Origin of the sequence: Bradyrhizobium sp. (assembly GCF_017881085.1) — a bacterium.
In the GTDB taxonomy this organism is placed as follows: Bacteria; Pseudomonadota; Alphaproteobacteria; order Rhizobiales; family Xanthobacteraceae; genus Bradyrhizobium.
This window is the reverse complement of sequence record NZ_JADGRI010000121.1, coordinates 1-14,163: the sequence shown is the minus strand read 5'-3', so window position 1 is coordinate 14,163 and position 14,163 is coordinate 1. Positions and strand designations below refer to the sequence as shown.

The window sequence follows — 14,163 nt, the reverse complement described above, 5'->3', positions numbered from 1 at the left end:
CTGGGGTCAAGGCCGGCAGCCGCCGGAGGCGGTGGCGCGCAGCGCCAGCCTTGAGGCCAGCCGCTCGCAGGGCTACTTCAAAATACAGTTGCTCCCCGGCGATCGGGCTTTTTTGTCACCGTCATCCCTGAGAAGCTTGCTTCTCAAGAACTTGACGCCAGCGTCGAGGCGTCAGGACCACACGACTTCTCCGTCCGCAACGTCGGCGCTTTCGTCTTTAGCGCCGCGCGCGTCCACCGCATCCCGCCCCAACGTTCGTGACGATGGCCAACGCCCCTCTCCCGGGACAGGATGGCCGGGATATGAAAGTGATTTGGATCGGGTGAGAACAGAAATATTTTTGCAAAGGGAGCTGGACAGGCCACTCGCAAAACAGCCACCTGATTTGCCCGTCGGGTTGATTGTGTCTCCGGTCAAGTGCCGCCGTCCGGTCTTGGCGCAAAGCGGCCTTTAAGTAAAAATCGCCGCCGCAAGTAGACGCCGTCCTGTGCGGTAGTTTTCACATTGCAAGGAGGACCTTGAACCCGCCCCAAAACATCCGCTTGCCGTCGAACGGCGTTGCCTGCGGATCCATTCCCATGCGTGAGTCGCTCATGACAGCGCCAACGACGCGATCGCGATCCTCTCGCGACTGGTAGGCGATCCACGAGAACACCACGACTGCTCCTTGCGTTTTGGGCCTCAATAGGTTTTAAGCCCGGTGACTTCATGACCATAGGCATGAACGAGAAGCGAACCGCGTGGCTTTGCCGCGTTTTGAACAGAGTGACGCACCCCGCGCAGCTCGCGCGCCTTAGATTATTCTGATCCTCCCTAAAGGAATCCATCATGGCCAAGATGACCAAGAATCAGTTGATTGATGCAATTGCAGAGGGAACGCAGGTTTCCAAAGGAGACGTGAAGGCCGTCATCGAGCAGATGGCGACTGTAGGCTATAAGGAACTGAACGAATCCGGCGAGTTCGTCATTCCTGGCTTCGCCAAAATGTCGGTCGTGAACAAGCCTGCTACTGAAGCCCGCAGCGGGGTAAATCCTTTCACGAAAGAGCCTATGGAGTTCGCGGCCAAGCCAGCCAGCAAGTCGGTCAAGGCGTCACCGCTGAAGGTTGTTAAAGACGCTGTTTGACGCGGACGGGTTGCTTGAGACGTGTTCGTTCGTCTGAACTGTGGGTAATTCCATCACACAGACAGGCACCTCCACCCGTACGCTATGCGCCCCGAGATGGAATCTCTGGAGGGCCCAGGACGCCGAGGTTGGCTAAATGCCAGTACCCGGAGCTTTGGCTGACAGTTTGAAACTGATTCTATTTTCCGCCATGGCCGGGCTTGTCCCGGCCATCCGCGCCTTTCTTGATTCCGCCGGCTTTTATCCCCATGAAGCTCGCTCCTGCGATTTGATTCCGTGGGTGAACGATGTCACCGTTGTCCGGTCAACAGCACACGCACATGAATCGAGTCGGCGCGACGTGGTGTTTGCACCACGCTGCCGCGCCTAACCACCGCAACCGAATGGAGCGGTTCCAATGGCTGACGACGCTATTGCTTCGATTATCGCCCTGCATCAACCCAAAAGGGCCAAGACCGCTGCCCAACGCGCCCGCGCGTACCGGCCGCGCAAACGGCAAAAGGCAAAGGCGGCTCCCTCGCCAGAAGCCGAATCCCAATCTTCCGAATTACTGATACCGGCAGAGTTCTCGTCGGCGAATCCGGCATTTGCCGAATTGCCCGTCACGCCGCCCCCGACCGTCACGTTGCGCGCCGTCGCACCGTCACACCGCGTCGCCTCCATTCTCCTGGCGGCCGCGGCGTTAGCGCTCGCCGGCGTCGGCGTCACCACCAACGGTTGGTTCGCACGCTCGCTTGGGTCGAGCGACATCGCTGGATGGCTGTTCCTGGCTATCGGCGTAGCTACCGATCTCGCCGCGCTGGTCTTGCCGTCATGTGCAGCAGCGCTTTGGCACACCGGCCAGCGCGCTACCTCTCTTGCAGGATGGGCCGCATGGATGATGACCTTTGCCTTTGCGGTCACCGCCGGCATCGGCTTCGCGTCGGTCAACATCACCGATGTTACGGCTGCGCGGGCGGCGCGCCTAACGCCCGCCGTGACGGCGGCCCAATCGGCGTTGAGTGACGCCATGTCTGCGAGGGACCGGGAGTGCTTGCACGGTGTTGGCAAATTCTGCAGGGAACGCGAAGCGACTGTCGCCGAACGTCGCCAGATCCTCGACACCGCTATGGCATCGGTCGGGTACACGGCGGACCCCCAAAACGACGCCGCGATCAAGCTCGTCGCATGGGTCACCCATGGCGTGCTTCGGCCATCCGGCGACGACTTCGCCATGCTTCGCCTTGTCCTGCTGGCGATGCTGCCGCAGATCGGTGGGATATTGTTGATGGTCAGCCGGTCAGCAATGCGACCCAGCGCGAGTGCGCTTCAGATAAGCCGCCCCTGATCCGTATAATTGTCCGAGACGAGGCGACTCAACCGCTGCGGTCCATAGTCTGATGCGCTCTTACTGGAAGACCAGAATATGCCGAACTGGCTTGTCCCGCTTATCTGTCTAGCCGCCCCTCCTCGGGTTCATTGGCTTTGCATTTCGTCAGGGGACGAAGGTGCCACCGGATCGGAATAACCGCAACTTTGGACCGAGCCAGAATGATGGCCAAGTCGATGGGTCGCATGGTGGCTTCGACGGTCATACTTGAAACCAGCACCCTTAAGACTGACCTCCGCCAGCAGCCGATCGCGTGCGATCACGCAAGCCATTGGCTTACTCCGGCGCGCGAAGATTCGAATCCCGCCAGTCTTTCGCGTGCGCGCTGGATTCGTGGTCCCGGGCGTTTTGCAAATGAACTTCTTTATCTCTTCCGGGCGGAAGCTTGCGCGCTTTCTCTGCTTCGACTTTCCCAAGGCGGCGGTGCGCGTCGGCGTCGGGCATTGGCTTCATGACACACCTCCGATTTTTTCAGATCGAATAATGCGTCGTGCTGGCGTTCGTTCCTGTGTCGGAAACCGGACGGTCTACGGTTGCGAAAACTCAGTTGGAATGTCCTGAAAAATGTCCTGGAGGCGCAAGGCGCGGCGCCTCAGCCCGCCTGCTCCGGGTGCAGCGCAGCCTTTTTGGCCTGCAAATCGGCAATCAATTGCCTGGTCCTGTCGACCGTGAGCTGATCGCTTATCGAGAGCAATATTCTTCGATACCGCTCAATGGTCTTGTCGATCTCGACGCACTTCTCGCACATGGCCCGCCGCCCCCTGATCAGGCGGAAGCAACCAGGCCACCTGTTATTTCATGACGGCGGCGACGCGATTTTGTTTCATGGATTCGTCGAGCAAGGGCACACATTAGAGAAAATGTAAGTTGAGGAGAGACCAGCAGGCAGTCGCGTGGCGCCGTCGTGTGTCGCATCGGCAACAATGACATGATTTTTCCGACGGAACGGATTTTTTTGCTCCACAGCGCCCCGCTGTGCCGCATAAAGTGAACGTCGGGGCGGCTGGGTCATGATCGGCGGAGGAACGGCGCGTTCGTAGCTGATTTTGAGTACTCTATCAGTCTACAGAGAGACCGCCTTACGGGGCGGTCTTTTTGTTTGGCGGTTCCCCATAATCTTCGCAAGATATGCCCGCCTTTTCTGATCGGAAACAACGGTTTCGTAATCATTCAACCGTTACGGCAGATCCGGCGCTCTATGCCGTCCGGTCCGGATTGAATGAAACAGGAAGAAGCGAAGCAGCTGATTATCCGGGAGTGGGACCGATGGGTCCGGACGCAGCCCATCGATTCCGGTGGGGCGACCGGCCGGGATTCGCTGAAATTCTTTCTGGAGCTGCAGGATGCGCGATCCCCGCTGCTGGATTTTCAAACGAGGGGCCGGGACAAGTGGCAAGTCGTCCACGCCTGGCTGCTCAGCGCGCGGCGCCTCAAATCGGCTTCGTGAGGACCGATTTCGTCCCCGCGTCGCCCGACTCGCAATCCGGCAAACGGGAAAATCCGCCGCTTGATCGTTGGGATATCGATCTCATCGAAATGGGACTCGCCATCCGGCGTCGCGTAGATACGTAGACACCTCATCGTGGTCTCCTAAAGTACCGAGGCCGGCCTCATGGCTATCGTAGGCCTGGCGCGCCATTGCCGCATGCTGCCTGCCGGCCGCCGCCGGCGCGTCCCTTGACCAGCTTGCAACCGTTGCTTCGGGACGATAGCGCGGCAGATGATCCTCGAGCGAGTAGCAAACACACAGTGCGAGGCTGGCCCAGACCGCCGCACTGAAATAGAGCGACATCCAGGCGATCTCGTCCTTCCACTCGGCGAGGTCGTGCGTCACGACCCAGCGCGTGCTCGCGTCACGGAGACCCTCGAGCGGTCGCATCAGCTTGGTGCCATCGGCACGCCCGGCCCGCCATCGGCTCAGATACATCGGCACATCGACCGTCATGAGAAACGCCAGATAGCCCGCGATCCCGATGATCGAGACGACGAGGATCACGCGCGCCTCGCCATCGAACTCCGGCAGCAACCGGCAAAGGCCGATCCCGACGATGAAGAAGGCAACGGCCCATATCGAATTCTCGATGGCGTTGCCCAGATAGTGGGTGGTCAGCACGCCATACCATGAGAAACATTCCGCGATGAGGATCAACGGCACGATCACCCACGCGGCGTTCAGGGTGGTTTCCGCTCCCGTGATCGTGCCCAGCTGGTGCAGGATGATCGCCCACTGCGCCGCGAAGCAGACCTCGGCCACGGTTGCCACCGAGCGGCCGACGACAACGCTCGACAGCCAGGTGTCGAACAGGCAGATCCGCTGAACATCCGCGCGCGGCAGCAACGACCTGAAGGCGCAGCCGAACACGTAGGCCGCACAGAGCAGCAGCATGAGCCCGATGCCGGACGTGCCGCCGAGACCGCCGGCCGGCTGTTCGCGGAGCTGGCCGTACAGCAAGAACCAAACCGCGATATTTGCGCCGCTGACCGTGGTCAACAGACCCCACCACCAGGCCAGGGGATTTGACCAGGCCAGGGAACTCGACCGCGCCCGCCATTCCAGACTCATCGACCGCTCCGCATGTAACCGAACTGATATTTCATCGTCGTAAAACTGTCACAAATCTGATCGTAACAATACTGTCACGGATCGCGGCCAGTCACGACAAGAATATGTGTGCGGCGGGTGCTTGCGCGGCGATGGCGGATGACGGCGAGCGCGCTTTGGTCGGTGCCGACAGGGGTCGGTCCGGGACAAGCCGGGCCTTACAAGCCAACACTCTCAGCCAAGTCGCCTCGAATCCGGCATCACAAGGCGAGCCGCGAAAGGGCTTGGTGCTGGGTTCGGGTAAGAATGAAACGCTCCCCTGCCACGGCTGACGCAGGCAGATTCATGGTTTCCGGATTGCGCACGCTTGGCAACGCTCCGGCGCTCGAGCGTGCGCGACGGCAACCCCCGCGGCTTACGCGTGGGTCGGCCAGTGCCGTTCCCGGAACCAGGTGCGGTAGTCCGACATCTTGGCGCGCTGCGCTTGCGGCGCATGACGCTTGCAGGTCGACGCCTCCGCGCTGTTGTCAGGCGCGCCCCACCGCAGCTCGACGCAGTCGTTCGGGTTGTAGGCCATCTCGAAATTCGCCGCCCGGTCGACGACGTCCTTGAGCGACAGCGTCCACTGCGAACCATCGCTGCGCGTATAGGACAGTTTGCGCGAGGCGAGCTCGGAAGCCAGCACACCCTGCAATTCGCTCTTCATGTCGGCAGCGCTCTTGCCGGACGGGATCGCGAACCGCTCCGCCCGCCGCGCGACGTGATCGGGAAAGCCCCGCACCACGTCGATCGCGATCAACAGGCGGAAATCGCGCGCCGGCGTGGAGTAATCCTCCCAGGCGCCGGTAGTCTCGAAGATCGAGGCGCCGTCCGGCATGGCGGTGTCGCCGCTTTGCTTCTCCTGATATTTTCGTCCGTTCTCGACCGACGTGACGCGCGTCCTCACCTGCTCGTTGAGGCTCGTGATGGCGTCGGTCATCGCGCGGACGGGATCGAGCGGCTCGGGCGACATCAGGTCGTCCATGCGATCGTAGAAATCCTCGGCGCTGATCTGCGACTGCTCCAGCGAAAAATCGCCGTAGTTCGGATTTTTGCCGATCTCGCCGTTGCTCAGCCGCCGCAGCGGACCGTTTTTCTCGCGCATGATCGGCCGGAAGTGCTTGAAGCCGGGGCTGCCGAGCGAGGCCTCGTGCACGAACAGGAAATTGCCGCGCCAGAAGCGCTTGCGCGTGATCGAGCCGTCGGGCTCCGCATCGACGGCGAGGAAGACGCCCGGCGTGCCGTTCGCCTCCGGCACGAGATGCACCAGCATCAGCACGTGGCCGTAGGGATCGGCGTACACCGTTCCCGGGCGCAGCGCCTGTTTGGTCAGCGGGACGGTGTAGAAATCGGTGTTGTCGTCGTTCGCCGACACCCGCACCGCGCCGGTGTGGACGACGTCGCCGACGTCGCGCAAGTATTCGCTGAACGTGGCCGGCCGCTTCGGCTTCGGCGGTGGCGGGGTGGCAGGCGGATTTTCCGCCGGATCTGCGCTCGCCTCGGCCGGCGGCTGGGAACGGGAAAACAGCCCCAACAAACCCGGCTTCGGCGCCGGCGGCGTGGCGGCCGCGGGGGTAACTGCCGCAACCTCCTGTTCGGGCGGCGGGGCCGGACGCGTGACCTCGGGATGCTCGATGTCGAACCACTGATAGCACCTGGGGGGCTTGCCGGCGAAGCCGCGCGAGCAATTCGAATAACCGAACGGCAGCCCCATCTTGTAGGCGAAATAGGCGCGCAGGAAGTAGACGAAGTCGGCGCAGTCCGGGCGAAGGCCGTTCTTCACACTGTCTTCGTCGCGCCCGAGATAGTTGAACAGGAAATTGCGCGAGCGGTCGCGCAGCACTTCATGCCACACCTTCCAGGACAGATCCTGGTCGGGCGGCGCATCGAACAGCTTCTCGATCCATGCCGAGAACAAGGCTTCGTTGGTGCTGTTCCAGCCGTTGCGCACCTGCCAGAAGCTTCCCGACGGCGTGCGCAGCGGTTCCGGCTTTTGCGCGCTGACGACGATGTCGCGCGTCATCGGGCTGCATCCCGCGGGCGCCCGGTCACGCGTCAGGCTCGCGTGCCACGTCCCCGCGGCCGGCGTGGCGACCTCGGCGAACCAGGAATAAGGCGACGCGCCATGCCGGTCGGACGATTTGGCCGCCACACTGCCATCGGGCGCGATCAGCGACAGCACGCCCTCGACCGGCTTTTCGGAAACCACCATGACGCGTAGCGGTGCGCCCTTCCACGGCGCGATCGGCGACGGCAATACGGTCAGTTCGGCCGCGTCGCCGCAGGTGTCGGACGCCGCTTGCGCCGGCGACTGCACTGCCGCGAGGAGCACGACATACAATCCGCCTGCGATCAGCGACCATGCCGTCGCAGCAGCAGCCAACCGGCGCGCGAGAAGCATTCGAATATAACCTTCCTGAAGTGTGCCCCGGACCCGCATGCACCCCTCCCGACGGGGCCGCATCGCAGGATACCGATTTGGCTGCCCTGAGTCAGCGCATTTGAAGGCGATTTTGCGGCCCGGGCGCCGGTTCCGCTTAGGTCTGGCTCGGAGCGATCCCGTCACCTCGATGGGCGACCAATGAGGTACCCCGTTACGTGGACTTGAAAACCTGCGCAAGTCGGCGCAACATTAGCTTGGTAGTGGTGGCGAACGGTCGCGTGTCAATGACGGTTGCATCGATAAGCCGAGTAGTCGTGCCGTCCGTGTCGCTTGTTGCGGCATGTGGCGCAGCGCTTTTCTTCGGTATCACGCACCTGCGGCGAGAGCCGCCGCCTGAAAGCCATGCCGCAGCCGCCGCGTCAGCGGTCTCGCCGCACGCATCGGATACCCGAGATGCCGGCGCGGCCGTGCTCGCAATGGCACAGGCCCAAGCAAATGCCTTGGCAACTGCGGTTGTCACGCCTCCCCGCTCGCCGGACCCTCATGAGTTCGCGCCCACCTTCGACATTGCCCGCATCGAGCAAAATGGCGACGCGGTCATTGCCGGAAGGGCTGCGCCCGGCGCGACGGTGGAACTGCTGCGCAACGGCGAGCGCCTTGATCGCGCGGTCGCCGATCAATCCGGACAATTCGTCATGGTTCCTCCCCGCCTTCCTGCCGGGAGTTACCCGCTGACGCTGAGGTCCGAATTGCCTGATGGCACGACGATGACGTCCAAAGAGGTGGCGGTCGCGCTGGACGCGGCAGAGCCAAACTCCACCGCGCTCCAATCGCACGCCGAACTACCGTTCAATGTTCCCGAGACAACGCTGACCAGCCGGTTGCGGCAGGATGTTGCGATTTCAAAGCTACCGCACACGGCTACCGCCTCCACGCTGCCGGATGGAGGTCCGACGTCCGCCGTGGCCGGGCCCCGGGTCGCGACGGCGGTCGTCTCCCGTGGCGACAGCCTCTGGCGCATCAGCCGTCTCACCTACGGTGTCGGCACACAATACGCGGTCGTTTACAAGGCGAACCGAGACCATATCCGGGATCCAAATCGCATTTATCCCGGCCAGGTCTTTATCCTTCCGATGAAAGCGCGCTGAAACGCGGCGAGCGCCGTATCCGCCCTGCCTCGCGGCGGAAAGTACGGTCGCGTTGCCCGTACGATTGCAAGCCGTTAGACTTGCGACGTTCGCCAGCGAGGACAAAATGGGCAGCGTCATCGACGACTATCTGGTGGATCCCAAGGTATCCCTGCTGGACAAGACGCGCATGCAGGCCCAGGTCCTGCTGCCGGTGCTTCGCGCGCTGCGGGCCGAGCTCGGCAAGGACAAGGCCGACGCCATCGTCAAGCAGGCGCTGCGCGATTGGTCGAAGCAGTTGTTCGCCGCGATCGGCGACCGCATCGAGGGCGGCCCGCGGCGCAAATGGGCGGCCATCAATACCGTGTTCGGCGAGATCTCGGGCCGAGAGGTCGAAGTCGAAATCCTGCGCCACGACCGGGAGGCGCTGGACATGGACGTGACGCGCTGCCGCTTCGCCGAGTTCTTCCGCGCGCTGGGCGAGCCCGAGCTCGGCGCGCTGTTGATCTGCGAGGCGGATTTCGACATCGCATCGGTCGGCGAAGGGGCGGTCAGCCTGGACCGCGCCCAGACCATCATGCAGGGCGCGCCGAGCTGCACCTTCCGCTACAGGTTCGCGCCGCGGTAGCAAGTCACCCCGGCAATTTGCATCCCAACTGCCTGATCGTGGCGTCGACCCAGGCGCGGTCCATCGAGCCTGCCGCCGATCGCCTGCACTGAAAATCCGATCATTGAGGCCTCTCCAGCGCTTTTTTGTTTTCCATTAAAAGCGCTAAGCACATGAACATGCATACCTAATCGAAGCGCCCTTTGCGAAACAGGATGTTACAGGAATGCCACACCCACGGACAATATGGGTCCGTTCCTCCTACGTTCGAAAGAGTTGATGATGGGGCGTCCCGCGACGCGCGCTAGGTTGCGGGCGGGGTTGAGGTTGCTTCCGTTGCGAAGGAGACCGATATGCCAGCCTACATCCAGCATCGCGAAATCGAGAACGCGCCAATCGACAACGGCTCGATCGTGTGTCCCCGCTGCGCAGGATTGCTCCCCATGTATGTCAGGGAAGTCGAGCCCCATTGGAGCATGGCGAAGATCGACTTCATCTATGAATGTTCGGACTGCGGCGCCGAAGTCAGGCAGACCATCACAAGGCCGGAACGACCGCATTGACGCGGTGGCGGCCCGATCGTGCTGAGGGCCGCCTCCCCGACGCTCGATCATTCCTGAGCAAGCGGCTAGCGGCTGCGACCGCAGCCAGCTAACCCACCAACCAAATTTCTGGTATCCGCGCTCTAGTGAGAAGTGGCTTGCGACTCGATGCGGTCGAGATTGCATTCCCTGAAGTGGTACGCGATCTCATCGAGGGCGCGCTGCTCCCACTCTTCGGCCTGTGCCAGCCAGAAAATCTTGCGCTCGGAATCCAGCATGGCGCGCTCTCGGCACATCAACTCCTGGCCACGAATTTCAACGAGCTTTTTCATGAACTCCACTCCCGTGTGAAGCCAAGTTGCACCCACACTCTAGCAGAGTGCGGACAGGAGTCTCGCAATTTGCTGTGTGGGAACTGTCGACAAAGCTGGCAGATATCGCAACGCAGCACGGCAAACCAAGGGGTTAGCGATCACCACAGCGATTGTCGCGCCCGCTCCGGCCATGCCCTGTCGTATTCCTCGCCGCCGACGCGGTTCTCGCTCATGTCGGCGAGGATCTGGCCCGGCGTCGGCAAGGTTTTGGGATCGACCCGCTTGTCGGGATTCCACAGGTCCGAGCGCACAATGGCGCGCGCACACTGAAAATAGATTTCCTCCACGGTCATGACAATGACCGTGCGCGGCGCCTTGCCATCCATTTTGAACGACGCCAGCAAGTCCGCATCGGCGGAAACCTGCGCGCGGCCGTTGACGCGCAGCGTGGAGCCGGAGCCCGGGATCAGAAACAACAGCGCGACGCGGGAATCCCTGACGATATTGCGCAGCGAATCGACGCGGTTGTTGCCGCGGCGATCGGGCATCATCAGCGTCCTTTCGTCGTGGACCCGGACGAAACCAGGCCGATCGCCGCGCGGCGAGCAATCCAGTCCTTCCGGCCCGCAGGTCGCCAGCGCCGCGAAGGGCGACTTGTCGATCAGCACGCGGTAGGGCGGCGTGATCCGGTTCGCGACCTTGACGGTGGAGGCCTCGCCCGGCTGGCCATAGATCGCCTCGAGCTGTTCGATCGTCGCAATGATCGGCATCGCCGTTCTCCCAATACTGCCGGCGGGGTGTATCAACCGCGCCTGATGATCCGCAGCAGCTCCTGCGCATGGTGCTCGGCGCTGCCGACGTTGCTGATGGTCACGTCAGGCGCGGCGGCCGCATTGTCGACAGCGCGGCCGAGCCGGTCCGCGATCTGCCCGTCGCTGCTGCGCGCGCGCGCCGCCAGCCGCTGGCTCAGGACTTCAGCCGGCGCCGTGATCGAAACCACCATGACATCGGCATACACGCGGCGCGTCGCCTCGATCACGGTGCGCGATACGTTGGCGACCACCGTGCGGCCGGCGCGGAGTTCGTCATCGATCGCGCGCGGCAATGCGTAGCCATGGCCGTGCGCTTCCCAGTGCACGGCGAACTCGCCATTGTTTCGCGCCTCCCGGAAGGCTTCAAAACTCACCTGCGCATTGTCTTCGAAGGCCGTGGCCTCCCGCGTCACCACGCGGCGGGGAAAAACCATATGGACGTCGCCAGCGCAGGCGGCGCGCGCCAGGCCGATCAGCGTATCCTTGCCGGCGCCGCTCGGACCGACCACCAGGACGAGCCGGCCCGGCCCGATCGCAGCCGGAGGAATATCCGATATGGCGGGGGTTTCGCTCACGCCACGCGGTGTCCTTCGCGCCAGACGCTTCGCACGACAGGACAATCGCGCGCCACATGGACGCGGATAAGGTCGGCGCGCTTGCCGGGCGCGATCTCGCCGCGGTCGGGGAGACCAACCGCCTCGGCCGGCGTCTTGGTGACGGTGCGGATGGCGGAGGCCAGATCGATGTCGGGCACGCGCTGCGGCAATTGCAGCGCCGCCATCAGCAGGCTCGAGGGAATGTAATCTGACGACAGAATATCCAACAGCCCCTCGCGGGCGAGATCGACGGCAGCGATGTTGCCGGAATGCGAACCGCCGCGCACCACGTTCGGCGCGCCCATCAGAATGCCGATGCCGGCCCGGTGCAAGCCGCGCGCGGCCTCGATCGTGGTCGGAAACTCCGCCACTGAAACCCGGTCCCGAATCGCATCGGTGACGTTCTCGTCGGTGGTGTCGTCGTGACTGGCGAGCGGAATTTCGTAATGATGCGCCAGCGCCACGATCTCGCGCATATTGGTGGCGGCATAGGCCTTCTGATAGGCGAAGCGCCGCTCGAACAGCACGTCGAGCTCGGCGTCGGTCATGCCGGCGCCCTTGCCGCGGTAATAATCGCGCAGCTTGCCCTCGTCGCGAAACTGGCGCTGTCCCGGGGTGTGGTCCATCAGCGACATCAGCCGCACGTCCGGACGGCCGATCAGTTCCTTGGCCTCCTCGACCACGCTTGGCATCGGGATTTCGCAGCGCAGATGCAGGAAGTGGTCTGATCGCAGCAGATTGGCCTCCCGCGCCGACGCGATCGCTTCGGCCAGCACGCCCGCCCGGCCATCGACCTCCTCGGCGCCGTCCTCGCGCCAGACCCGCAAGGAATCCAGCACCGTGGTGATACCTGAAATCGCCAATTGTCCGTCGTAAGAAACGACGGCGGCGATCGGATCCCAGAACACCTTTGGGCGCGGCACGTAATGTGCCTCGAGGTGATCGGTGTGCAGCTCGATCAGGCCGGGCATGATCAGGTCGCCACCGGCATCCTCGGCCCCAGAGGGCGCTCTTCCTTCGCCGAATTCGGCGATGCGGCCATCGGCGAAAGCAATCCAGCCGCGCTCGATCATGCGATCCGCCAGAACGATCCTGGCGTTGCCAAGCACGGTCTCGTTCCCAGTCGAAGTCATCTCAACATCTTTCCTATGCGGCTACCGCAAACGAGGTCACGTCGACAATCCGGTCGGCGATCAGATGGCGGATCTCGTCGTCATGGACAATCGCCACCATGGCGACGCCGGCGCGTTTCTTTTCGTCGATCAACTCTACCACCACACTCCGATTGACGGCATCGAGCGAGGCGGTCGGCTCGTCCAGCAGCAGGATCGGCAGGTCCGGGATGAAGCCGCGGGCGATGTTGACGCGCTGCTGCTCGCCGCCGGAGAAGGTCGAGGGCGGCAGCGCCCACAGCCGCTCGGGAATGTTGAGACGGCGGAGCAGCGCGCCTGCCCGCTCGCGCGCCTCGGCCCGCGCCACCCCGCCCGCGATCAGCGGCTCGGCGACGACATCGATGGTCGCAACCCGCGGCACCGCGCGCAGGAACTGGCTGACATAGCCGATGGTGGCACGGCGCACGCTGAGCACCTGCCGCGGCTCGGCGGTGGCGAGATCGATCACGGTGCCCTCGTGACGGATTCGGATGCGACCGCCGTCGCAGCGGTAGTTTCCAAAGATCATTTTCAGGATCGAGGATTTGCCGGCGCCGGAGGGACCGGACAGCACCACGCATTCGCCGGCCCTGACCTGAAAGGACACGCCGCGCACCACGGGCAGTTCCACCCCGCCCTGCAAATGCATGATGAAGGTCTTTGCGGCGTTTTCGATCTCGATCATCGCAGTCATTGGTTTAGGCCTCATGCCGGCAAGATCGAAGAGACGAGCAATTGCGTATAGGGCTCGCGGGGATCGTCGAGCACCTGGTCGGTCAGCCCGGTCTCGATGACGCGTCCGCCCTTCATCACCATCACCCGGTGCGACAGCAGCCGCGCCACCGCGAGATCGTGCGTGACGACGATCGCGGCGAGGCCGAGTTCGCTGACCAGATTGCGCAGGAGATCGAGCAGCCGCGCCTGCACCGACACGTCGAGGCCGCCGGTCGGCTCATCCATGAACACCAGCCGCGGCTCGGTGACCAGGTTGCGCGCGATCTGCAGCCGCTGCCGCATGCCCCCGGAATAGGTGCGCGGCGCGTCGTCGATGCGGCCGATATCGATCTCGACCCGCTCCAGCCAGGACGACGCGGTGTCCCTGATCCGGCCGTAATGGTTCCAGCCCACCGCCATCAGCCGCTCGCCGACATTGGCGCCGGCCGACACCGCCATCCGCAGCCCCTGCGCGGGGTCCTGGTGCACATAGCCCCAGTCGGTGCGAAACAACAAGCGCCGCTCGGCTTCGCCGAGTGCTGCGAGATCGCGCAACACCCCGTCGCGCATCCGGTACGACACTTTTCCCGCGCTCGGCCCGAGCTGCGCCGACAACAGCTGCAGCAGCGTGGTCTTGCCCGAACCGGATTCGCCGACGATCGCCAGCACCTCGCCGGGATAAAGTGCAAAGGACACGTCGCGGCAGGCGGTCAGCCGACCGTAGTCTTTGCCCAGGTGATCCGCCACCAAAAGCGGCTGATCGTTATCATGTTCAGCCATGCGCGCCCTCCTTGTGCGGAGCCGCGCTCTCGGTGCCGCGATGGCCCTGGGCCTGCCGGGTT

General features: G+C 63.3%; 15 protein-coding genes and 1 pseudogene. 5 read left to right on the top strand and 11 right to left on the bottom strand.

Going from position 1 to position 14,163, the window contains the following annotated elements; all coding sequences use genetic code 11:
* Nucleotides 1–499 precede the first annotated feature (499 nt).
* A complete protein-coding gene (locus tag QZ213_RS13565; protein ID WP_291686586.1) occupies nt 500–655 on the bottom strand; it encodes a DUF1428 family protein in 156 nt (51 codons plus the stop codon).
* 173 nt (nt 656–828) lie between these two features.
* Between QZ213_RS13565 and QZ213_RS13560 the strand changes: the two genes are divergently transcribed.
* Both QZ213_RS13560 and QZ213_RS13555 read left to right on the top strand, forming a co-directional pair.
* Entirely contained in the window at nt 829–1,125 is a 297-nt protein-coding gene (locus QZ213_RS13560) for an HU family DNA-binding protein (RefSeq protein ID WP_291686585.1), read from the top strand.
* 397 nt (nt 1,126–1,522) lie between these two features.
* On the top strand, nt 1,523–2,452 hold the full coding sequence (locus tag QZ213_RS13555; protein ID WP_291686584.1) for a hypothetical protein: 930 nt from the start codon (nt 1,523–1,525) through the stop codon (nt 2,450–2,452).
* 318 nt (nt 2,453–2,770) lie between these two features.
* Here QZ213_RS13555 and QZ213_RS13550 read toward each other — a convergent pair whose 3' ends face one another.
* From QZ213_RS13550 to QZ213_RS13535, 4 genes and pseudogenes are all read right to left on the bottom strand, one after another.
* Nucleotides 2,771–2,947: a hypothetical protein gene (locus QZ213_RS13550; protein WP_291686583.1), complete on the bottom strand. Its 177-nt coding sequence runs from the start codon at nt 2,945–2,947 to the stop codon at nt 2,771–2,773.
* A gap of 139 nt (nt 2,948–3,086) precedes the next feature.
* On the bottom strand, nt 3,087–3,242 hold the full coding sequence (locus QZ213_RS13545) for a hypothetical protein (protein ID WP_291686582.1): 156 nt from the start codon (nt 3,240–3,242) through the stop codon (nt 3,087–3,089).
* Between the two features lie 960 nt (nt 3,243–4,202).
* Nucleotides 4,203–5,057 (bottom strand): annotated as a pseudogene (locus QZ213_RS13540) (hypothetical protein); the annotation flags it as partial.
* A gap of 394 nt (nt 5,058–5,451) precedes the next feature.
* Nucleotides 5,452–7,476 carry a hypothetical protein gene (locus QZ213_RS13535; protein WP_291686580.1) on the bottom strand — a complete coding sequence of 675 codons (2,025 nt, stop codon included), beginning with the start codon at nt 7,474–7,476 and terminating at the stop codon, nt 5,452–5,454.
* A 266-nt stretch (nt 7,477–7,742) separates the two neighbouring features.
* Here QZ213_RS13535 and QZ213_RS13530 point away from each other — a divergent pair, with 266 nt between their 5' ends.
* The 3 genes from QZ213_RS13530 (at nt 7,743) to QZ213_RS13520 (ending at nt 9,755) form a co-directional block, all read left to right on the top strand.
* On the top strand, nt 7,743–8,606 hold the full coding sequence (locus QZ213_RS13530; protein ID WP_291686579.1) for a LysM peptidoglycan-binding domain-containing protein: 864 nt from the start codon (nt 7,743–7,745) through the stop codon (nt 8,604–8,606).
* 106 nt (nt 8,607–8,712) lie between these two features.
* A complete protein-coding gene (locus QZ213_RS13525; RefSeq protein ID WP_291686578.1) occupies nt 8,713–9,213 on the top strand; it encodes an L-2-amino-thiazoline-4-carboxylic acid hydrolase in 501 nt (166 codons plus the stop codon).
* Nucleotides 9,214–9,545: 332 nt separating this feature from the next.
* On the top strand, nt 9,546–9,755 hold the full coding sequence (locus QZ213_RS13520) for a hypothetical protein (protein ID WP_291686577.1): 210 nt from the start codon (nt 9,546–9,548) through the stop codon (nt 9,753–9,755).
* A 122-nt stretch (nt 9,756–9,877) separates the two neighbouring features.
* Here QZ213_RS13520 and QZ213_RS13515 read toward each other — a convergent pair whose 3' ends face one another.
* The 6 genes from QZ213_RS13515 to phnK all read right to left on the bottom strand — a co-directional run bounded on the left by QZ213_RS13515 (nt 9,878) and on the right by phnK (nt 14,101).
* On the bottom strand, nt 9,878–10,066 hold the full coding sequence (locus QZ213_RS13515) for a hypothetical protein (protein WP_291686576.1): 189 nt from the start codon (nt 10,064–10,066) through the stop codon (nt 9,878–9,880).
* Between the two features lie 140 nt (nt 10,067–10,206).
* Entirely contained in the window at nt 10,207–10,818 is a 612-nt protein-coding gene (locus QZ213_RS13510) for a pyridoxamine 5'-phosphate oxidase family protein (protein ID WP_291686575.1), read from the bottom strand.
* A gap of 32 nt (nt 10,819–10,850) precedes the next feature.
* On the bottom strand, nt 10,851–11,435 hold the full coding sequence (gene phnN / locus QZ213_RS13505) for a phosphonate metabolism protein/1,5-bisphosphokinase (PRPP-forming) PhnN (protein WP_291686574.1): 585 nt from the start codon (nt 11,433–11,435) through the stop codon (nt 10,851–10,853).
* A complete protein-coding gene (locus QZ213_RS13500; RefSeq protein ID WP_291686573.1) occupies nt 11,432–12,589 on the bottom strand; it encodes an alpha-D-ribose 1-methylphosphonate 5-triphosphate diphosphatase in 1,158 nt (385 codons plus the stop codon). Before QZ213_RS13500 ends, phnN begins: the two co-directional genes overlap by 4 nt.
* Before the next feature lie 13 nt (nt 12,590–12,602).
* Entirely contained in the window at nt 12,603–13,301 is a 699-nt protein-coding gene (gene phnL / locus QZ213_RS13495; protein ID WP_291686572.1) for a phosphonate C-P lyase system protein PhnL, read from the bottom strand.
* Between the two features lie 11 nt (nt 13,302–13,312).
* Nucleotides 13,313–14,101, bottom strand: coding sequence for a phosphonate C-P lyase system protein PhnK (gene phnK / locus QZ213_RS13490; RefSeq protein WP_291686571.1), 789 nt, complete (start codon nt 14,099–14,101; stop codon nt 13,313–13,315).
* Nucleotides 14,102–14,163 lie beyond the last annotated feature (62 nt).